Annotated in this window: 21 protein-coding genes; 15 read left to right on the top strand and 6 right to left on the bottom strand. The window is 63.4% G+C overall.

The window, feature by feature from the left end; all coding sequences use genetic code 11:
• Nucleotides 1-14: 14 nt before the first annotated feature.
• Nucleotides 15-653, bottom strand: a complete 639-nt coding sequence (ctaE, locus tag AC20117_RS18795; RefSeq protein ID WP_074702346.1) for an aa3-type cytochrome oxidase subunit III — start codon at nt 651-653, stop codon at nt 15-17.
• 148 nt (nt 654-801) lie between these two features.
• Between ctaE and trpD the strand changes: the two genes are divergently transcribed.
• On the top strand, nt 802-1,854 hold the full coding sequence (trpD, locus tag AC20117_RS18790) for an anthranilate phosphoribosyltransferase (protein ID WP_074702347.1): 1,053 nt from the start codon (nt 802-804) through the stop codon (nt 1,852-1,854).
• 70 nt (nt 1,855-1,924) lie between these two features.
• On the opposite strand, the gene AC20117_RS18785 is transcribed toward trpD, so the two are convergent.
• A complete protein-coding gene (locus tag AC20117_RS18785) occupies nt 1,925-2,206 on the bottom strand; it encodes an Lrp/AsnC family transcriptional regulator (RefSeq protein ID WP_074702349.1) in 282 nt (93 codons plus the stop codon).
• Nucleotides 2,207-2,248: 42 nt separating this feature from the next.
• The gene (locus AC20117_RS18780) at nt 2,249-2,656 is read right to left on the bottom strand and encodes a DUF3054 domain-containing protein (protein WP_236777371.1); all 408 of its coding nucleotides are present in this window, start codon (nt 2,654-2,656) and stop codon (nt 2,249-2,251) included.
• 71 nt (nt 2,657-2,727) lie between these two features.
• On the opposite strand from AC20117_RS18780, the gene AC20117_RS18775 reads away from it, so the two are divergent.
• From AC20117_RS18775 to AC20117_RS18760, 4 genes are all read left to right on the top strand, one after another.
• Nucleotides 2,728-3,096, top strand: a complete 369-nt coding sequence (locus tag AC20117_RS18775) for a VOC family protein (protein ID WP_074703410.1) — start codon at nt 2,728-2,730, stop codon at nt 3,094-3,096.
• Between the two features lie 63 nt (nt 3,097-3,159).
• Complete coding sequence (locus AC20117_RS18770) at nt 3,160-3,747, top strand: SatD family protein (RefSeq protein ID WP_074702351.1); 588 nt, start codon at nt 3,160-3,162, stop codon at nt 3,745-3,747.
• On the top strand, nt 3,744-4,268 hold the full coding sequence (locus AC20117_RS18765; protein WP_074702353.1) for a hypothetical protein: 525 nt from the start codon (nt 3,744-3,746) through the stop codon (nt 4,266-4,268). Before AC20117_RS18770 ends, AC20117_RS18765 begins: the two co-directional genes overlap by 4 nt.
• A 103-nt stretch (nt 4,269-4,371) precedes the next feature.
• A complete protein-coding gene (locus AC20117_RS18760; RefSeq protein ID WP_074702355.1) occupies nt 4,372-4,842 on the top strand; it encodes an SRPBCC family protein in 471 nt (156 codons plus the stop codon).
• A gap of 72 nt (nt 4,843-4,914) precedes the next feature.
• Here the strand turns inward: AC20117_RS18760 and AC20117_RS18755 are convergent, their stop codons facing one another.
• Nucleotides 4,915-6,249, bottom strand: a complete 1,335-nt coding sequence (locus tag AC20117_RS18755; RefSeq protein ID WP_074703411.1) for an MFS transporter — start codon at nt 6,247-6,249, stop codon at nt 4,915-4,917.
• Between the two features lie 311 nt (nt 6,250-6,560).
• Between AC20117_RS18755 and AC20117_RS18750 the strand changes: the two genes are divergently transcribed.
• The 7 genes from AC20117_RS18750 to AC20117_RS18725 all read left to right on the top strand — a co-directional run bounded on the left by AC20117_RS18750 (nt 6,561) and on the right by AC20117_RS18725 (nt 11,742).
• Nucleotides 6,561-6,782, top strand: a complete 222-nt coding sequence (locus AC20117_RS18750) for a hypothetical protein (protein ID WP_074702356.1) — start codon at nt 6,561-6,563, stop codon at nt 6,780-6,782.
• Between the two features lie 428 nt (nt 6,783-7,210).
• A complete protein-coding gene (locus AC20117_RS18745; protein WP_074702357.1) occupies nt 7,211-7,879 on the top strand; it encodes a maleylpyruvate isomerase family mycothiol-dependent enzyme in 669 nt (222 codons plus the stop codon).
• Complete coding sequence (locus tag AC20117_RS23975; RefSeq protein ID WP_236777370.1) at nt 7,876-8,307, top strand: maleylpyruvate isomerase family mycothiol-dependent enzyme; 432 nt, start codon at nt 7,876-7,878, stop codon at nt 8,305-8,307. Before AC20117_RS18745 ends, AC20117_RS23975 begins: the two co-directional genes overlap by 4 nt.
• Nucleotides 8,308-8,423: 116 nt before the next feature.
• Complete coding sequence (locus AC20117_RS23970; RefSeq protein WP_236777369.1) at nt 8,424-8,561, top strand: hypothetical protein; 138 nt, start codon at nt 8,424-8,426, stop codon at nt 8,559-8,561.
• A 242-nt stretch (nt 8,562-8,803) separates the two neighbouring features.
• Nucleotides 8,804-9,925 carry a tyrosine-type recombinase/integrase gene (locus AC20117_RS18735; RefSeq protein WP_236777368.1) on the top strand — a complete coding sequence of 374 codons (1,122 nt, stop codon included), beginning with the start codon at nt 8,804-8,806 and terminating at the stop codon, nt 9,923-9,925.
• Complete coding sequence (locus AC20117_RS18730) at nt 9,918-10,271, top strand: helix-turn-helix domain-containing protein (RefSeq protein ID WP_074698507.1); 354 nt, start codon at nt 9,918-9,920, stop codon at nt 10,269-10,271. Before AC20117_RS18735 ends, AC20117_RS18730 begins: the two co-directional genes overlap by 8 nt.
• Entirely contained in the window at nt 10,264-11,742 is a 1,479-nt protein-coding gene (locus AC20117_RS18725) for a site-specific integrase (protein ID WP_074698505.1), read from the top strand. The genes AC20117_RS18730 and AC20117_RS18725 overlap by 8 nt, the downstream gene beginning before the upstream one ends.
• A gap of 735 nt (nt 11,743-12,477) precedes the next feature.
• Here AC20117_RS18725 and AC20117_RS18720 read toward each other — a convergent pair.
• Nucleotides 12,478-14,865, bottom strand: a complete 2,388-nt coding sequence (locus AC20117_RS18720) for an ATP-binding cassette domain-containing protein (protein WP_211482317.1) — start codon at nt 14,863-14,865, stop codon at nt 12,478-12,480.
• Between the two features lie 213 nt (nt 14,866-15,078).
• Here AC20117_RS18720 and AC20117_RS18715 point away from each other — a divergent pair, with 213 nt between their 5' ends.
• Together AC20117_RS18715 and AC20117_RS18710 are read left to right on the top strand one after the other, a co-directional pair.
• Nucleotides 15,079-15,573: a hypothetical protein gene (locus AC20117_RS18715; protein ID WP_074702358.1), complete on the top strand. Its 495-nt coding sequence runs from the start codon at nt 15,079-15,081 to the stop codon at nt 15,571-15,573.
• A 112-nt stretch (nt 15,574-15,685) separates the two neighbouring features.
• Nucleotides 15,686-16,318, top strand: coding sequence for a peptide deformylase (locus AC20117_RS18710; protein ID WP_335644344.1), 633 nt, complete (start codon nt 15,686-15,688; stop codon nt 16,316-16,318).
• A 2-nt stretch (nt 16,319-16,320) separates the two neighbouring features.
• On the opposite strand, the gene AC20117_RS18705 is transcribed toward AC20117_RS18710, so the two are convergent.
• Nucleotides 16,321-18,408, bottom strand: a complete 2,088-nt coding sequence (locus AC20117_RS18705; RefSeq protein ID WP_074702359.1) for a S9 family peptidase — start codon at nt 18,406-18,408, stop codon at nt 16,321-16,323.
• Nucleotides 18,409-18,493: 85 nt separating this feature from the next.
• Between AC20117_RS18705 and AC20117_RS18700 the strand changes: the two genes are divergently transcribed.
• The gene (locus AC20117_RS18700) at nt 18,494-19,381 is read left to right on the top strand and encodes a putative RNA methyltransferase (RefSeq protein WP_074702360.1); all 888 of its coding nucleotides are present in this window, start codon (nt 18,494-18,496) and stop codon (nt 19,379-19,381) included.
• The last annotated feature ends 147 nt before the right edge of the window (nt 19,382-19,528 follow it).

The raw sequence follows: 19,528 nt of genomic DNA, 5'->3' as shown, positions 1-19,528 counted from the left end.
CAGTCAAGTAAGGCTTACTTCAGGAAGTAAATGATGATGAACAGAGCGATCCAAACCACATCGACGAAGTGCCAGTAGTAGGAGGTGACGATCGCTGAGGTCGCTTCAAAGTGACCGAACTTCTTCGCGACATAGGCGCGGCCAATGATCAGCAGGAACGCGATCAGTCCACCAGCGACGTGAAGACCATGGAAGCCTGTGGTGATGTAGAACGCCGAACCGTAAGCGTTGGAGGAAAGCGATACTCCCTCGGAGACGAGGTGGGCGTACTCATAAGCCTGTACAGACACAAAGATGGCGCCCATGAGGAAGGTGAGCAGGAACCACTCGACCATTCCCCAACGTGCGACGTTGAAGGGGCTGCCGGTTCGGCGGGCCTGAAGGCGTTCGGCCGCGAATACACCAAACTGGCAGGTGAAGGAGCTGGCTACCAGGATGATGGTGTTGACCAACGCGAACGGAACGTCGAGTTTTGCCGTTTCGGTGGCCCACATCTCTGGTGAGGTGGCTCGCAGGGTGAAGTACATAGCGAAAAGGCCGGCAAAGAACATCAGCTCGCTGGACAGCCATACAACGGTTCCGACGGAAACGAGGTTTGGGCGGTTCAGCGTGGGATGTGCCGGGGTACTGGGGGCGTGGGTTGCAGTTGTCACATAGTCATTATGTCTATAAATCCGCCCAGTTCACCAATGCATCGGAACGCGTGGCGGGCGCCGAACGTTCCCAAGCCCCGGTATTCCGCGGAATGTCGGCAAAGTTAATATTCAGGCAGTTTCTACAATTCGTAGATAACCTAGGTGTGTGAGCCCTATTAGTGATGCCAAGACTGCCCTTCAATGGCCCGTTCTGATCTCGGCGCTGATCGCCGGTGACGACCTCAGTCGAGAGCAAACTCACTGGGCGATGAACACGATCATGGCCGGAGAGGCCACCGACGCGCAGATGGCAGGGTTCCTGGTGGCACTGCGCGCGAAGGGTGAGACGGTCGATGAACTTACCGGTTTGGTCGATGCCATGGTCAGCAATGCCCGCCCGATTGATATACCGGGCGAGAAGCTCGACATCGTTGGAACCGGCGGTGACCGACAGAACACGGTCAACATCTCGTCGATGGCCGCACTCGTATGCGCAGGAGCGGGTGCACGCATCGTGAAGCACGGAAATCGTGCTGCGTCGTCGTCTTCAGGGTCAGCGGATGTTATCGAAGCGCTCGGCGTACGTCTGGATCTCCCTGTCGACAGGGTGGCCCAGGCCGCAGTCGAGGCCGGCATCACCTTCTGCTTTGCCCAGGTATTCCATCCCTCTATGAGGTACGCGGGTACCGTTCGCAGCGAGCTCGGTGTAGCTACCGCGTTTAACTTCATGGGCCCCATGACCAATCCGGCGCATCCGACGGCATCTGCCATCGGCGTCGCCGACGCGAGGCTGGCCCCCCTCATCGCCGGCGTGCTGGCTACCCGCGGACAGCGGGCGCTGGTTTTCCGGGGAGGGGACGGTCTTGATGAGCTCACCACCACCGGCCCATCGACGGTCTGGGAGGTCCGGGACGGCAAGGTCACTGAAACGGAACTCGACCCGCTCGATCTCGGTATCGCGCGTGCCACCCTGGACGACCTGCGCGGTGGGGATGCGTCCGCCAATGCGGAAGTAGTCCGGCGCACCCTGGCAGGAGACCGAGGTCCGGTCCGTGACGCCGTCGTTCTTAATGCTGCTGCTGCCTTGGTCGCCTTGGATGAGTCGGCCGAGGGACCTCTTCAGGAAAGGCTGGCGAAGGGCCTCGCCCAAGCTATCGAAGCAATCGACAGTGGAGCCGCAGCCTCGGCACTTGACCGTTGGATCAAGGTCACGCAGTAGGCCTGGTCCTAAGACATTAAAGGTGTGTGGGCCGGCGGATGATTCCTCCGGCCCACACACCTTGGTTCAATTAGTGGTCGAACCCTAAAGAGAAGGCCGCATCAAGGTCATGCTGGGAATAGGCACGGAATGCGATGTGCGTCGTCGTGGCTTGGACGCCCTCAATCTTGGAGAGCCGGTCTGCGATCACATCGGCAAGATCTTCATGTTTGGTGACCCGGGCAACGGCGATCAAGTCCCATTCGCCGGTAACCGAGTAGACCTCGCTGATGCCTTCGATCTCCGATATCTCCTGCGCTGACTCCGGGATCCGGGATGCATCGGTCTGGATGAGTACAAACGCTGTAACCACTTTTGCTGCCTTTCATCGCACCATTTATGCCTATAACCGAGGTTATGCCAAGGTCCGGCTTTTGCGTATCTTCATGACCAGTGCCGCGACCAGACGCCAGCCGACAACAAATGCACCCAGTACCAGCAGGGTCACGATCTGGAACGACACCGCCAGTCCTCCGCCGGCAAGTCCGCGCAGCAGCAGTCCGAAAACGACAGTGGAGAGCCAAACAACGACGGCGGCAGGCCAAAGGGCCAGTGGTCTGCGCCAGACCCGGCCAAGCAGCCAGCCGATGGCAGCGCCGCCGGCAAACGGCGCGGCGGTCAAGAGGATTCCCGATACGTCCAGGCCGTGTTCGTGCGTGTCGCGTCCGATCGCTGCAAAAAGGACGATGCACGCGATGTCTCCCGCGAAGGCGAGGACTATGCTGGCCGTAGACTGCCGGGGAGCGATTGCAGAAGTCTTCACGACTCAAGCCTACGTTCCACCGCGGCACTTTCTGGCAATGGTCGGGGGCGTATGGAGCACTCGGAGGAATGGTGAAAATCACGCAGATTGCCCAACGTGCCTCAGACCTCAACCGGGCCAGAATTTTCTACGAGGACTTGCTGCGGCAGGAAGCGGCAGCCGTTTATGACCCGCCGGGGCTGGTCTTTTTCATGCTCGACGGCGTGAGGTTGCTCTTGGAACGGGAAGCACCTTCCGCCCTCATCTATTTGCAGGTGCCTGACGTCCGCTCAGAGATTGCAAGGCTGAAGGACGCCGGGGTTGAAGTCGTGGCGGAGCCGCAGCTGATCTTCCACCATGACGACGGGACGCTGGGTCCTGCCGGCAGCGACGAATGGATGGCTTTCGTCAAGGACTCCGAGGGCAACACCATTAGCTTGGTAAGCCATCAGGCAGTCTGAGCTTGTTAGCGCTCAAACAAGCTTGTAGCATTGTTGGTATGCCCACAAGGATATGGTTTTGTCATGTACGTCCTCACCGTTGATCAACGTAAGTCCAGGACGCGGGAGGACCTCGTGGGTCCCGTCATGGATGAGCTAAACAAGGACGCCCTGCGGCCGTTAGTTCTCCCGTTCGACCGAACCGCGGGGGATGAGATGCAGAGTCTTATCGATGATGCTTCCGTCACGTTGAGCATTGCGATGGAGTTGGCCGTCAGCGGGCAGTGGAGCGTTGGCATCGGCATCGGGGAAGTGCGCAAGCCTTTGCCTGATAATACTCGGGCTGCTTCAGGGGAGGCATTCGAGCGGGCCCGCACGGCAGTGACGGCTGCCAAGAATGCCTCCGGGAATATCGCCGTTTCGGGTCAGAGTCACATGGCTGCACAAGCGGAAGCGTTACTGCAGTTGCTGGTCTCCGTAGCGCGGAAGCGCAGTGCCATGTCAGTCGAGGCGGGCATTCTCAGCGACCAAGGCCTAACACAGCAGCAGATTGCCCGGCAGCTTGGGATCAGCCAGCAGGCCGTCTCCAGCAGACTTCAGAGCGGGCTGTGGCAGGAATCGAGAAGGGTCCGTGGGGTCGCGGAATCCCTCCTGGAAGGTGCGGATCTGTGAGTCTCGTCAGTCTGATTCTGCTGTGTCTGGCTGCCCTCATTACGGTACCGATGTATGGGGAGCGCTTCCGCGGCCATGGGAACGCCCGATTGTATTCGCTTAGTGCCATTTCGCTTGTCTGGCTGGGGGTAGCGGCGTTGCTGGCGAGTATCAGCGAGGGCGGCCTGGGAGCCGGTGTCTATGCATTTGCCGTGGCCGCCGCCGCGCTGGGCGGCGGGCCGCTGACTGTCAGTATCCTCACCCTGTCCTTCAATGCCTTACACCCGGAGAACCGGGAGAAAGCTGAGAAGGAGCCTGTCCTTCGAGGGGGTGCTTGGATCGGCGTACTGGAGCGGACAGGCATCGCCGTTACCCTGCTGGCTGGTTGGCCGGAGGGACTGGCTGTAGTACTGGCTGTGAAAGGTCTCGGCCGCTACTCCGAACTCGGTCAGGCCGGCGCTGCAGAGCGGTTTATTCTGGGAACCTTTGCCAGCGTGCTGTGGGCCGCGGCTGCCAGCGGAGTCGCCGTATTGCTCCGGTAGGAGGCGCGAGGCTGCTTCGCGCCGTCGCTGTTTGTGGGGCTGGTAGCGACGGGCGGGGATCGGTGCCATTGCGGTTGAACCGGACGTATGGCATAACAGGCACATGGCCGCCGTCGACCGAATTCAGGCAGAAGTGTCACTTAGCTGCTCGGTTGCCCATGCGTGGACAGTGTTCGTCCACGAAAAAGGCCAATGGTGGCCGGAGATGGACTTCTGGCCCGTTGCGGGCTCGCTACTGACGGAGCACTGGGAGCTGGACGGCGTTTCGTTCCAGGCCACCGGAGTGGTCGAAGACGTGGTGGAGGGGCGCCGGCTTGTCTTCTCGTGGCGTGAGAGCGAATGGGAGCGTCCGACCACTGTCGAATGCACCTTTGACGCAGACGGGACGGGCGCACGAATCTGCCTCAGTGAATCAGGGTTCGCTGCACTCTCTGATGGAGAGTCACTTGCGGCCGATCATCGTGCGGGTTGGGCGTATCACCTGCAGACGCTCAAACAGCATGTGGACGAAACGAGTACGCCTTTCGGGGAGAGGCAATCAACAGAGGGGGTGCCGGGGCAGTCGCCTCAATGAGAGCAGACGATGCCGGACGGATCTGACCGGGCGCCCTCGAAGGGCGGTGCGGGGCCGCGGCGACGTGGATAGTTAGAGGTTGAGGGTGGGGCCAGGGGTTTCGTCGTCCTCCAGCGGCTGCAGTTTGCTGTCCGGCGGGTAGAGGTTGGACCCAGTGCGGTCCTTCAGCGTCAGGGTGGCGATCAGCGAGGCCGCCACGAGCAGGAATAGGTACGTCGAGACGGCGACGGTGGTGTTGAACGTACCCACCAGTGCGGTGGCGATCGTGGGGGCGAAGGCCCCGCCGAGCACTGCACCCATCGCGTAGCTGATGGAGGCGCCGCTGAGTCGGATCCGGGCCGGGAACAGCTCGGCGTACAGGGCCGGCAGCGGTCCGTACGACAGCCCCATGACCGCGCCGAAAACCACCAAGGCGACGACGACGAGGATCATCTCGGCGGTGTCGATGAGCAGGAAGAGCGGGTATAGCCAGGCGAGCATGCACGCCCATCCTATGATGTACATTTTGCGGCGGCCGATGCGGTCGGAGAGTACCGCGGAGACCCAGGTCGAGATCAGCCAGGCCACCGAACCGAGGGTGATGATGTTGAGGATGGCATCGGCGTTCAAGTCCAGCTGTCTGGTGGCGTAGCCCAGGATGAAGCCGCCGGTGAGCATGTAGCCGGCAGCGTTATTGCCCATGAAGATGAGCGTGGCCTGGATAACCTTTTTTGGGTGGTGGCGGAAGAGAGTGGACAGCGGCGCGGTCTCAGTCTGTTTCGTGGCCTCCAGCTCATGGAATACCGGTGACTCCTCGACCCGTGTGCGGATGTAGTGGCCGATCAGGATCAGAACGAAGCTCAGCAGGAATGGCACCCGCCAGCCCCAGGCCAGGAACTGCTCGTCGGTAAGCGTGGCGGCGAAGACGGCTGTGACCCCGGAGGCCAGAAGCATCCCGGCGGGAACTCCCAGCTGCGGAAAGGCGCCGAACTTGCCGCGGTGTTCGGCCGGGGCGTGTTCGACAGCCATCAGCGCTGCCCCGCCCCATTCTCCGCCGGCGGAGAATCCCTGGACGATGCGCAGGAACACCAGCAGGATCGGGGCCCAGACCCCGATTGTGGCGTACGTAGGCAGGACGCCGATGAGGGTGGTACCTAGACCCATGAGGATCAAGGTGATGATCAGCACTACCCGGCGGCCATACCGGTCGCCCACCCTGCCCATGATGACGGCTCCCAGGGGGCGGAACAGGAAGCTGATGCCGACGGTGGCGAATGAGACGATCGAAGCCATGGTCCCCTGCAGCGGGGAGAAGAACAGCGGGGCGAGGACCAGGGCGGCGGCGTTGGCGTAGATGAAGTAGTCGTACCACTCCACCGTCGTGCCGATCATAGTAGCCCCTGCTACCCTGCGCTGTTGAGGGGTCATGCGGCCGGTGTCTGTCGATCTGGCGTTCACGAGGACTCCTTCGTCCGAAGCGACGGGCTCGTGGGGGAGGGCCGACCGCCGATTGTCTGTCAACAGGTGGCGGAGAGAATGATGGCCGGCGTCATTGCCCGCGACACCGCCCAGTCTACGGCTTGCGCGTCGCGGAATGATAGGGCGCGGTGCATCCACGATGCGACGCAGACCATGAGCGCCATCCAAGACCGGACGCCGATGATCTGGCCTGGCCGGGCTCGGTTACGATCTGGCAAAGAACCTGATCTTTCGACAGCGCATCTGGCAAGATGGCGAGCATGATCGAGATGCCTCGGCCGCCCGAGCCACCTTCTCTGCCACAGGAAAAAATCCGGGAGCTGATCGCCTATGCCGACGGGATGGCCGTTTTCATGGAGGCTGAAGTGGAGCTGATCAACGAGATGGGCAGGTCGGCTACCAGGAACGATTTGGTACGGATTATCGAGGGCTGGAAGTTCACCGCGCTGGCCCTGCGTGAAAGCTACGACGGACAGCTCTGAGGCGGGCAATTGCGTCCTTCCGATCAGCGGTCCACACAATCAAGTGCCTCCTACACCGCGCGGATGCCGCGGAAGCGAACGTGGAGCGTAGCAAAAACACGGCCGAATACCACACGGTCACTGAGCTGTTGGGGGAGGCCACCGGCCCGGCCTTCGTCGTCTATCGGCCATGGAGCAGAGGACAGACTACGGCGAGAAGCTCAACAACCCCAGCATGTTCGGACGGCACCATCCGGGAGATCAAGGAGCAGAGCGGCAAGGACAGCTGGCTGTGGGGGAGCGTGAAGCTCATGCATGCCTGTTGCACACCGGGGTTGTCACGAAGTCTGGATGGGGGAGTGCCGGCGAGACATGCCTTCCTCGGCAGGCCGCTTCAGTATTAGAGTGCCAAGGAGCGGTGATCTACCTAACTCCGACAAGGAGCCGACATGCACAAGTCCGCGGCAGCGATCTGGCGAACTGTGCATTCCGAAAGGCGGCAGCTCTCGGCTGATCTTTCTGAGCTGCGCGACGAACAGTGGTGCGTCTCCTCACTATGCCCGGGATGGGATATCCACGATGTCCTCGCGCATCTGGTCGACACGGCACTGACCGGTCGGGTCTCCTTCGTCCGTGAGCTGCTGATCGCCCGTATGGACTTCGACCTGGCAAACGTGAATGGCATCGCCCGAGAGCAACGGCAGAATCCGCAGGACACACTCGGCGCGCTGCAGGCAGCTACAGACCTCAGGCGCACACCGCCAGCAAACCTCGCAACACGTCTGGTCGAAGCCATAGTGCACGGAGAGGATATACGCCGGCCTCTGGGCATTGCCGGCTGCTACCCCGAACCTGCCGTCGCACAGGCCTTGGCCTACCAACTGCGCACCCCTGTCTCCTTTGGAGGTGGACGCGAGCGGGTAGCAGGATTGCGGCTGATCGACAGTAAGACCGGCGTGAGCTGGGGGCAGGGCGACGAAGTCGAGGCCGACTCGATCGATCTGCTCCTCGCAGTCTCCGGGCGCGTGGTGTCCCAGGAGAAATTCAAAGGAGCCGGGGCATCCCGACTCTTCGAGGCGGCAGCAAGCACGTCAACGCATGAGCCAGGTCACCCATGAAGCGTGGACGCAGCGATAGGAAACGACAGCAAAACGACCGGCTCTGGAAGTTGGCGCACGCCGAACGGGCCGCTTTGGCAGAAGATCTCTCGGGCCTCAGGGCAGAGCAATGGAGGCGCGGTACTTTGTGCGGGCACTGGGATGTCGAGCAGGTCGTGGCCCACCTCACGGCAGCTGCCAGCTTGAACCAGTGGCAGTGGCTTCGCAGTATGCTCGGCGCACGTTTCCGTCCCGACGTGCATAACCAGCGTCGGTTGACCGAGCGGTGCGGCCAGACTCCGGTAGAAACGCTGGACCTGTTCCAAGCCGTCATCAGAAGTACAACGGCACCCTCGGGACATATCCCTGCCTACCTTGGTGAGGTGGTCGTGCACGCCCAGGACGTCCGCCAACCCCTGGGGATTCAGCGCCAAGTGTCGGGGCGCTGACACCCGTCGCCGAATTTTTCGTCCGCCACGACTTCACCGTCGCCAGCCGTACGCACGTTTCCGGTCTGCAACTGCGCGCAGACGACGGGCTGTTCGCCGCAGGTAGCGGCCCTTTGGTGACGGGTTCCACCCTTGCCCTGGTGATGAGCATGGCCGGCCGCGACGTCTATCTCGACGAGCTCGATGATCCCGGAGCGCAGACCCTGCGGATCCGCCTCCAAGGCATCAAGGAGCACGAGGGGGAGCGTTCGTGATTGCATCAGATGCAAGCCATCAAGACTCTACTTGACATAATGTAGATTATCGGCGTTTAAAGTACGGGAGTAGAAGTAGCTGCGAAAACTCCCGTTCCACGGCTATTTCGGTGTTTCCGCAGGTCAGACGAGCCTTTGCTGCAACGACCGCATCTGGACGCTAGGCCTGAATTTGCTCCTGGATCCCTTGCCACTGTAGGTTTCCTGCATCTAATGCATGTTTCCATGGTTTAGGGGTTGCAGTGAATGGTGCCGTTCCGGGTTTTGTCCCGCGGATGCTGGTGGATCCGGCTGTCGGGCTGTTCAGGGCCGACGAGCGTGTTTTCACCGCCATGCTGGATGGCTGGCGGGCGCAGATGCTGGCCCGTGGGCTCACGACGCAGACCATCAAGCAGCGCTGCCAGCTGCTGGCGCGGTTCCAGGAATTCACCGGTGAGTTTCCGTGGCAATGGCGTGCGGTGGACATAGATGAGTTCCTGGCCGGACTGCGTTCCGGTGAGCAGCCGATCAGCCTCAAGACGCTGCGCTCGTACAGCAATGCCGTGGGGATGTTCTGCGCCTACCTGACGCATCCTGGCTATGGATGGGGTGAGTTCTGCGAACGCACTTTTGGTGATATCCCGAGCCAGATCTGCTTTGAATGGAACACGCCCAGGCACACGACCGATGACGCCGTGCCGGCGCAGCGGCGGGCATTCACCAAGGTTGAGCTGCAACGGCTTTTCGATCACGTTGACGATCTCGTCGACCGTGAGTACGCGGCCGGCAGCAAGCGTTGGCTGCCGCTGTTCCGTGATTCGGTGGCGTTCAAAGTCTGTTATGCCTATGGGCTTCGCCGGCGTGAGATGACGATGCTGGATCTGGAGGACTTCGGCCCCAATCCCCACGTGAATGAGTATGGCCGCTTCGGTGCCGTCCAGGTGAGGTTTGCCAAAGGCACGGCAGGTTCCGGGCCCAGGCGGCGGACTGTTCTGACCGTGCCGGAGTTCGACTGGGTCGTGGATCAGCTGCGTACCTGGACCGGCGGGATGCGGGCGCGGTTCCCAACAGCTGACCGGTCCTCGGCGCTCTGGCCAAGCGAGCGGGGCGCCCGGATGTCACTTGGCAGCTTCGGCGATGCCTTCGCAGCAGCTCGCGACGCCGTTGGGTTGCCCAAGGAACTGGGGCTGCACTGCCTCAGACACTCCTACGTGACCCACCTGATCGAAGCCGGCTACGACCCGGCCTTCGTGCAGACGCAGGTCGGCCACTCGTACGCCTCGACCACCGGCCTCTACACATCGGTATCGTCGGACTTCAAGCAGAAAACCGTGCAACAGATGATCGCACGCCGCATCACCACCTTGGAGGACCCAGATGCCTGAACAGCGCCGGATCGGCTACCGCTGGAACTTACGTGCCCTCATGGCCAAGCACAACCTCTGGAAGACCACCGAACTGATGCCGCTGCTGAAATCCCGCGGAATCAACCTTTCCGAGAGCCAGGTTTACCGGCTGGTCACGGCCACGCCGGAACGCATTCCGGCCAGGACGTTCGCGGCCCTTTGCGACATCCTGGACTGCACCCCCAACGACCTGTTCGAACCCTTCGTCGAGATGCGCGCCGCGGCGACAGCCGACGCACCTCGGCGCAGCGAAGACCTGGGAATCCAACCCGGTAACCCGATCGCCAAACGCATCCGCCTCGTCACCCCCGAGGACGGTGAGTAGGCCCCGCAAGCCGGAGGACCCGACCCGCTGGCCGGTCCCCTGCTCCCGCTGCGGCCAACACCACCAAACCGTTGCACGGTGGCCCGACGGCGGCGTCTGCGGCTACTGCTACCAGCAAGCCAAACGCACCCGCGGCATCTGCGCCTGCGGACACGAAGGCGTCCTGCCCGGCCTCATCGACACCCAACCCGCGTGCCGTCGATGCTCGGGCATCCGACTCAACGTCGACTGCCGGACCTGCGGAGCCGAGGACGAACTTCACAGCGGCGGCCGCTGCTGGACCTGCGTCCTCGGCAATGTCGTAGATGGCCTGCTCACCGACCCGGCCACGGGATCCATCGCCAACGATCTGATCCCGCTGGCGGCGGCGCTGAAGTCGATGAAACGGGCCAACAGCGGCCTGACCTGGATCCGCCAAAAGCACGTAACAGCGTTCCTGCGAAACCTCGCAGTCGCACCCGCGATCACGCACGAAACCTTCGACGGACTGCCCGACTCACGCACCCGCGAATACGTCCGAGGACTCCTCATCGAGCACGGGGTGCTCCCCCGCCGCGACGAACTCCGGATGCGCTACGACAACTGGGCAACGCAAGCCCTCGAGCGCGTGAGTGACCTGCAGAACCGTGAAGTGATCCGCCGCTACATCCGCTGGCACCACCAACGACGGATGAACCACATGGACGAAGTCAGCCGCGGAACCTTCCTGCGCGCCAAACAAGAAGTCACCGTGGCCATCGACCTCCTCAACTGGCTCACCGGCCACGGCATCAAACTGCCCGAGCTGCAACAATCCCACCTCGACGTATGGCAAGCAGAAGGGCCAACAACCCGGCGCATCGCCGAGCGCTTCCTCAAATGGGCCATCAAAACCAAAGCCGCTCCGGCAGGTCTCGCCATCCTCCCGCACCGCCGCGGAACCAGTCCCAAACTCGACAAGACAGGACAGGACGAAGCGCTGAACAAGGTACTTCAACTGGACGGACTCGACGTACGGGACAGGGCCGCCGCCATCCTCATCCTCGTCTTCGGACAACAGGCCGAAAACATCGCTCGGCTGACTTGGGACGACGTGACCATCACCGAAGACCTGGTCACCATCCGGCTCGGGACAATCCAGATCGCACTGCCTGATCCGCTGGACCTGCCGTGGCGGGAACTCGCTGAGAATCCCGGCCACAACCTCACCGCCTCACACCCGAGCACTAATTGGGTATTCCGCGGAATCGCGCCCGGGCGCCACATCGACCCAGGTCACCTGACAGTGCGGCTCAGCAGACTATTCAGCACTCGGGCGGCACGGCTCGGAACTCTCCACGAACTCACCAAACTCGCGCCCGTGGCCATCATTGCCGATGCACTGGGCTACTCCCCGGTTACCATCGAACGCCATGCCACTGACTCGGCCGCCGCCTACGCCCAATACATCGCAGCAGCAAGAACCTCCCGGCGAAACGCGCCACATGTCTAACAGGCGTTCGGCCGACACGGTCCGAACTTTCGAGAGGGCAATCTGTTAAGAGGGCTAATGGCAACGGCGGAAATCGCCTACTCCCGGCCCATGAATACCCGCGCATGCCAGTTAAATGAAGCGGCTGGGAGTGGCGGAATATCAGCGTTGCTGGTGGTGGCATATGAGCGATGCAGCGAGAACTTCGGTTCAGTCGGACGGCGACGGCTGCACAGCAACTTTACTGATGCTGTCCACGGTGCAGTTCGTAGAGTCCGCTAACGACGGCGATTCATGGCGTTACTTTGCATGGGCGTATTCCTGGCCGCGGTTTTCAGCGCGTAAACCTGCAGAACCTTGAAGATGCGGATTGGTTCGCTTTTCTGGGATGCCGCCCATGCTGCGGCTATCTCCTGAGCTGCTGTCACGTCATGAGGGCTTTACTCCATGCATGCCGGCTTGGATAACCCCAAATCAGCACTACTTGACATAACTAGTGCACCACCCTTGTGCGCCCGCCGCCGTCGTCGTCGTTGCACTTACGTGGTCCCGCGGCCCGACCTGGCCGCAGGACCTGCTGAGCAATCGGCTTCAGAGCTGTCTTCAGATGGAGAGCAGGTTGAGGGACGCGTCGTAGTGCTGGCCCGGGACATGAGTGCCGCCATCAGGTGGCGTCGCCCCACCGCTCCCCCGGCCAAACTGCCGTGGGTCAGGGCGGCGACGACGCGCAAGCTCGGTAGTCGCCGCCCTCGGAGATCAGGCGCCCACGTAGGCCGCGAGATGCTCGCCGGTGAGGGTGGCGCGAGCGGCAACAAGCTCGGAGGGTGTTCCCTCGAAGACGAGGCGGCCGCCGTCGTGGCCGGCGCCGGGGCCGAGGTCGATGATCCAGTCGGCGTGCGCCATGACCGCCTGATGGTGTTCGATGACGATGACCGATTTTCCTGCGTCGACGAGTCTGTCGAGGAGGCCGAGCAGTTGCTCGACGTCGGCCAGATGCAGCCCGGTTGTCGGCTCGTCGAGGACGTAGATGTCGCCCTTTTCTGCCATCTGGGTGGCGAGCTTGAGCCGCTGCCGTTCGCCGCCGGAGAGCGTGGTGAGGGGCTGGCCGAGGCTGAGGTAGCCCAGCCCGACGTCGGCGAGCCGGTCGAGGATCTTGTGGGCGGCCGGCGTGCGTGCCTCGCCCTCGTTGAAGAACTCCTCGGCTTCTGTCACCGACATCGCGAGTACTTCGGCAATGTTCCGGCCACCCAACGTGTATTCCAGCACTGCTGCTTGGAACCGCTTCCCCTCGCAGTCCTCGCAGGTGGATTCCACAGTGGCCATCACGCCTAGGTCGGTGTAGATGACGCCAGCGCCGTTACACGTTGGACAGGCGCCTTCAGAGTTCGAGCTGAAGAGCGCGGGCTTCACACCGTTGGCCTTGGCGAATGCCTTGCGGATCGGCTCGAGCAGGCCGGTGTAGGTGGCGGGGTTGCTCCGCCGCGAACCGCGGATGGCGCCTTGGTCGATCACCACCACGCCGTCGCGGCCGGCAACCGAACCATGGATCAGGGAGCTCTTGCCGGATCCGGCGACGCCCGTAACGACGCACAGCACCCCCAGCGGGATGTCGACGTCGACGTTCCGGAGGTTGTGCATCGACGCGCCGCGTACTTCCAACGCGCCAGACGACTGGCGCACTGTTTCCTTGAGGCTCGCCCGGTCATCCAGATGGCGGCCCGTGATGGTGTCACTCCCCCGCAGTCCCTCCACGGAGCCCTCGAAGCAGACGCTGCCGCCCGCCGTACCCGCGCCTGGCCCGAGGTCGACGACGTGGTCGGCGATAGCGATGGTCTCCGGCTTGTGCTCCACGACGAGCACCGTGTTGCCCTTGTCCCGCAGCTGCAGCAGCAACTGGTTCATCCGCTCGATGTCGTGCGGGTGCAGGCCGATCGTCGGTTCGTCGAACACGTAGGTGACATCGGTGAGCGAGGATCCGAGGTGGCGGATCATCTTGGTGCGCTGTGCCTCGCCGCCGGACAGGGTGCCGGCCGGCCGATTGAGCGAGAGGTAGCCCAGCCCGATTTCTTTGAAGGAGTCGAGCAGATGCTGCAGGCCGTTGAGCAGCGGGGCCACTGACGGCTCATCAAGGTCCCTGATCCATTCGGCCAGATCGCTGATCTGCATCTCGCAAAGGTCAGCGATGTTCTTGCCCTTGATCTTTGAGGACAGGGCTTCCTGGCTCAGCCGGGTGCCGTCGCACTCGGGGCAGGTCGTGAACGTCACGGCCCGCTCCACGAACGCACGGATGTGCGGCTGCATCGCCTCGACGTCCTTGGAGAGCATGGACTTCTGGATTTTCGGGATCACGCCCTCGAAGGTGAGGTTGACGCCTTCCACCTTGATCTTCGTCGGCTCCGAGTAGAGCAGCTTGTGGAGCTCCTTTTTGGAGAACTTCCCGATCGGTTTGTCCATGTCCAAACCGGCGCCACTGAAGATCCGTCCGTACCAACCGTCCATGCTGTAGCCGGGAACCGTGAGCGCCCCGTCAGCAAGCGACTTGGTGTCGTCGTACAGCGCCGTCAGGTCGAAATCGTTGACGGCGCCCATGCCCTCGCACCGCGGGCACATGCCGCCCAGCCGGTTGAAGGTCGCCTTCTCCGCCTTGGTCTTGTTGCCGCGCTCGACCGTGATCGCTCCGCTGGCCTTCACCGTAGGCACGTTGAAGGAGTAGGCATTGGGCGAGCCGATGTGCGGATCGCCAAGCCGGCTGAAGAGAATGCGCAGCATCGCGTTGGCATCGGTGGCGGTGCCGACGGTGGAGCGCGGGTTGGCGCCCATCCGCTCCTGATCGACAATGATCGCGGTTGTCAGGCCCTCCAGATAGTCGACGTCGGGGCGCGCGAGCGTCGGCATGAAGCCCTGTACAAAGGCGCTGTAAGTCTCGTTGATCATGCGTTGGGACTCCGCCGCGATCGTGGCGAAGACCAGTGAACTTTTGCCCGAGCCCGAGACACCCGTGAAGACGGTCAACCGGCGTTTCGGGAGCTCGACGCTGATGTCCTTGAGGTTGTTCTCGCGTGCGCCCTGTACGCGGATCAGGTCGTGGCTGTCTGCAAGGGGCAGCCCAGGCGACTGAATATCCGTGTTGGTGACCATGCTCATTATGTCTCCATCTGTCATTCGGGATGCCGCGGCTGTCTTGACGGCGTCGTCCGGATTGGTCCAACCAGGTTCCTGCGGTGCTTCAACGGTCCACTGTCTACCTTAAGCGACGTCGCCGCCGTCGTGATTGGAACGTACGATGGCTGCATGTGGACGGGCCGGCAGCTCCTGCCGTTACAGGCCAGGAGATGGCGGACATTCCTGCTGCTTCTCGTGGCGGTTTTTTGGCTGGCATCCTGCAGTTCCGGCGCCTCGGAATCTCCTCGCGGCGCCGCGTCCCCTGACCCGTCCGGCGGGCAACCCGTGCAGCTGGACGGGCCTCCGGCGACCGTCGAGCAACTCAGCGCGTCTGTCGGGGCCGCAGACGGCAGCAACAACGACGACGTTGTCCTGCTGACAGTGGCGAATAAGTCCGAGGCAACCGTGCTTGTCCTTGCCGTGACCCTGTACTCACCGCGCTTCAGCGGTGGCGCGGACTGGGTGCCGGACAGGGCCGGCGGAACGCGCCTCGGTCCCGGGGACAGCCTGTCCGTACCGGCCGCGCTGCAACCGGTGCGCTGCCAGCAGGACCCGGATCATTCAGCGGCGACCATTGCCATCACCGTCGACCGGGCCGAAACGGGATCGTTGACCGTGGAGGTCGCGGCGGCCGATCCCCAGGGCGTGCTGGATGCCCGTTACCAGCACTACTGTTCCAGCAGCGCCTGAGCAACGAGTCGCAGGCGCCGCCCAAGCAGCCTCGGCCAGGCCAGCGCCCGCCTCGGCCGTGGATAGGATCAAAGCTGACGGGACATTACCGGAACGGACGGAGAAACGCATCGTGTCACGACTGAGGGCAGCCGACATCCGCGCAGCAGTGGCGGCAGTGCTGGAGCGGGAGCAGCTGCCGCAGATCGTCCAGCTGGGACACCCGGTCCTGAGGCAGGCTGCGGTTCCCTATGACGGCCAGATCGAGGACGCCGAACTCCACGCACTGCTGGAGCTGATGCGCCGAACCATGCATGCCGCACCGGGGGTCGGCCTCGCGGCACCGCAGATCGGCATCCCCTTGCGCCTGGCGGTATTGGAAGATCCCGCCACCGTGGGACCGGAGATAGCCGGCGCACGCGAACGGCAACCGCTGCCGTTCTTTGCCGCGATCAACCCGCACGTCCGCACCATCGGCGACCACACGGCATCGTTCTTTGAAGGCTGTTTGTCCTTTGCCGGCTACCAGGCCGTCGTGGAGCGTCACCGGATAGTGGAACTCGACTATCTCCGCGCGGACGGAACGGTCAGGACCGAAGAGTTCACCGGCTGGCCGGCCCGCATTGTGCAGCACGAAACGGACCACCTGGACGGCGTGGTCTACATCGACAAGGCCGCCACCCGCTCGTTGTGCACCAGCGCGGAATATAGCAGCCGCTGGGCGCAGCCGACCATCGAGCGCGCCCGCGGGGAACTGCGCTTCTGAGTTCAGCCGGCGGCCGGTTCCAGTTCCGCGGCTTCGCCGGACCGCTCGGGCGTGCCGGGTTGGTTCCGGGCAGTGGGCAGGTAGTTGGCCCACCAGCGCAGGATCTCGTCGAACCGCTGCTTGCGGTGCCAGGGCGTCCCGGTGCGCGAAAGCTCGTGGTTCTCCCCCGGGAAAATCAGCAGCTCGGCCGGCACGCCGCGCTGTTTGAGCGCCACGTAGTACCGGTGGGCCTGCTCCAGCGGGCACCGCAGGTCTTCCTCCGAGTGGATGATGAGCGACGGCGTCCCAACGTTGCCGATCTGGGCAAACGGGTTCTGGCTGCGGATGCCCTCCTCATCGGTCCCCGTGTATTCGCCGGAGAAGAACCAGCCGATGTCGCTGGATCCCACGAACGACGGCGGATCGAGGTAACCGCGCTCGATGATCGCGGCGGCGAAACGGTGGTCCTGGGAGATGGCCCAGGCGGTGAGGTAGCCGCCGTAGGAACCGCCCATCACGCCCATCCGGTCGCGGTCCAGCTGCGGATACTTCTCCTGCGCGCCCTCCAGGAACGCGAGTACGTCAACCAGGTCCACCGTCCCCATGGCCTCCTTGATGGCCCGGCCATGCGCCTGCCCGTAGCCGGCGGCGCCGCGCGGATTGCACATCAGCACGGCATACCCGGCCGCCACGTAGACCTGGGCCTCGTCGAAAAGCCCCCAGCCGTACTGGGCAAAAGGCCCGCCGTGAATGGTCAGCAGCACCGGATGCGGGCCCTCGCCTTCCGGCAGCAGCACCCAGCCGTGCACCGGGTATCCGTCGGCCGCAGTGAAGGTTTCCTCCCGCAGCTCCGCCAGGGGCGATGCAGCGCGCAGGGCGGCGGAAAAATCGGTTACAACGTGCAAACCCGCCGGGGTCACGAGGCCCACATCCCCGGCGGTACCGGGATCGGTGAAACTCGCAACAAGCGATCCGCCGGCGCTACCTGTCCCGGTCACCTGGCGCCGGCCGTCCACCAGAACCTGCAACTCTCCGGCGGCGTTCAGGCGCAGCAGTTCCACGGCTCCGCGTGCGCTGTTCAGAACGACGACGGCGTCATCGCCCACCGCAACCAGCTCACCGCTGGTGGCGCTTAGGTCGATCGTCTCGGCGTCGGTCAGCCTTCGGGCGGGAGCACTGGTATCCGTGGGCGCCACGTAGAGGCCGGTGTTCCGTGCCACGAAGTCTGTGCCGCTTTCCCCGAGTTCGCTGCCCAGGAAGAACAGCCAGCGGCCGTCGGGGCTGGGCGCCGGCAGGTCTGCGCTAATCCACTGCGCCGGCTGGTCCGGCAGGTTCGTGTGCTTGCGCAGATCCAGTCCGTCCGTGTCGATGGAGTAGATGTCCGAGACCAAGTCGCTGTCGGCCTCTGCGTGCAGGGAGGCGCTGAAGTAGATGCGGCCGCCGTCGGCTGAGAACTGCGGCGACTGGTGATCCGCCGCGCCGTGGGTCAGCTGGACCGGTTCCGGCACCGACTGGAACTTGCGGCCCTCACCTTCAGCCTGCTTCTTGGCCCGGCCAACCGGGGTTATCGGCGGCTCGGCCTGCAGATCGGGTGCAGCCAGGCGGAAGAGCTGGGCGCGCTTGTCGTTCGTGTACCCGGCGCCGTTCAGACGGAACTTATAGCCGGTGATCAGCCGGGCGTCCTCGGCATCGGCGCCGACTCCCTCCACGGTGCCGTAACGTCCTTCTTCCGGTACCGGTGCGGCAAAGACCAGGCTGGCCGAATCGGATGACCATGCAAAACCGGTGACACCGAGCTTCCGGTCAGTCAGCTGTACCGGTTCCCCTCCCCTGCTCTCGACGGCGAAAAGCTGGGGCGCTTCCCCGGGTGCCGCGCGCAGGAAAGCCAAGGTGCCGCCGTCGGGCGCAAATTTAGGGGCGGTATCACGGAAGCCGCGGGTCAGGCGGCGCGGCATACCGCCGTCGTCGTTCAGCGGTATCTCCCACAACTGTCCGACGTAGGCGTCGCCAGCGAAGTCCGGGCGGATAACGGACGCCACCGCGCGGTTCCCCTCGGGATGGACGGCCGGAGCGGAAACGGAATTAAGTAAAACAATCTCTTCAGACTTCATCTTTGTGAGCTTAGCCTCATGCCGGGCGCCTGGGCGAGTCACCTTTCGGTAACACCGGCGGCAGCCGTCTCGCTAGGATCGGTCTATGCCTTCACTCAGTGTGCCCTTGGAATCCGTCGACCTCCTGCTGTGCCCGGTGTGCGCGGAAGACATGCGGCCCAACGAGGGCTCGGTTGCCGGTGGGATCAGCTGCGCGGCCGGCCACCGTTTCGACGGCGCCAAACAGGGGTACATCAACTTGCTCACCGGGCGCGGAACATCTTTCATCCCGGACACCGCAGACATGGTCGCGGCCAGATCCGCCTTCCTGGATGAGGGACATTATGACCCGTTGCTCCGGCAGGTTGCCGGGACCGTTGCGGGACTGTTGGAGGGCGTTGAGCGGCCGGTCATCGTTGACGCCGGCGCGGGCACAGGGCACTATTTGGCTGCCGCCGTTGGAGCCGTACCTGCGGCCAGGACGGTGGCGCTGGATCTGTCCAAATTTGCCCTGCGCCGAGCGGCACGTTCAGTTCCGCAGGCGCTGTGCCTGGTGTGGGACCTCTGGCGTCCCCTTCCCCTGGCCGGTGGTGCGGTCGATCTGATCATCAACGTTTTCGCCCCGCGCAATGCCGAAGAGTATGCACGGATCCTCAAACCGGGCGGCCATCTGCTGGTGGTAACCCCGGCGCCCGGGCATCTCGACGCTCTGAGGGCAAGGCTCCCCCTGCTCGCAGTGGACGAGGACAAGTCGGACAAGCTCGCCGCTTCCCTGGCTCAGGGCTTTACGCCGGTGTCCGCGGATTCGTTGTCCGTCCCGATGCAGCTCAAGGGCGAAGATATGCGGAATGTGGTGATGATGGGCCCGAACGCCCACCATGCCGGCGCAGTCCTTGAGCAGGGTGATGAAGCGGCCGTGCTCCAGGAACCGGAGACACCGCTGGCAGTCGAAGCCCGGTTTACGCTCAGCGTTTTCCGAAAGAGCGCCCGCTAGCGTCGTCGGGCGGAAGGGCAGCTGCCCGCACTGCACCTGCTGTGGTCACGAGTTGGCCACAGTTTCCGCGCTGCAGCGAAGTTCGGGCTGGAAAGCGCCACAAGTGCAGGCAAATCAGGCATGATGGTGCTGTGGACCACATGCCGT

Source organism: Arthrobacter crystallopoietes, assembly GCF_002849715.1.
In the GTDB taxonomy this organism is placed as follows: domain Bacteria; phylum Actinomycetota; class Actinomycetes; order Actinomycetales; family Micrococcaceae; genus Crystallibacter; species Crystallibacter crystallopoietes.
This window is presented reverse-complemented; position numbering and strand designations above follow the sequence as displayed.

Coding starts and splice junctions, on each gene's coding strand:
- AC20117_RS18720 (WP_211482317.1), bottom strand. CDS start 14,865: ATGAGCATGGTCACCAACACGGATATTCAGTCGCCTGGGCTGCCCCTT.
- AC20117_RS18705 (WP_074702359.1), bottom strand. CDS start 18,408: ATGAAGTCTGAAGAGATTGTTTTACTTAATTCCGTTTCCGCTCCGGCC.
- AC20117_RS18770 (WP_074702351.1), top strand. CDS start 3,160: ATGTACGTCCTCACCGTTGATCAACGTAAGTCCAGGACGCGGGAGGAC.
- AC20117_RS18755 (WP_074703411.1), bottom strand. CDS start 6,249: ATGACCCCTCAACAGCGCAGGGTAGCAGGGGCTACTATGATCGGCACG.
- AC20117_RS18745 (WP_074702357.1), top strand. CDS start 7,211: ATGCACAAGTCCGCGGCAGCGATCTGGCGAACTGTGCATTCCGAAAGG.
- AC20117_RS18750 (WP_074702356.1), top strand. CDS start 6,561: ATGATCGAGATGCCTCGGCCGCCCGAGCCACCTTCTCTGCCACAGGAA.
- AC20117_RS23975 (WP_236777370.1), top strand. CDS start 7,876: ATGAAGCGTGGACGCAGCGATAGGAAACGACAGCAAAACGACCGGCTC.
- AC20117_RS18730 (WP_074698507.1), top strand. CDS start 9,918: ATGCCTGAACAGCGCCGGATCGGCTACCGCTGGAACTTACGTGCCCTC.
- AC20117_RS18760 (WP_074702355.1), top strand. CDS start 4,372: ATGGCCGCCGTCGACCGAATTCAGGCAGAAGTGTCACTTAGCTGCTCG.
- AC20117_RS18700 (WP_074702360.1), top strand. CDS start 18,494: ATGCCTTCACTCAGTGTGCCCTTGGAATCCGTCGACCTCCTGCTGTGC.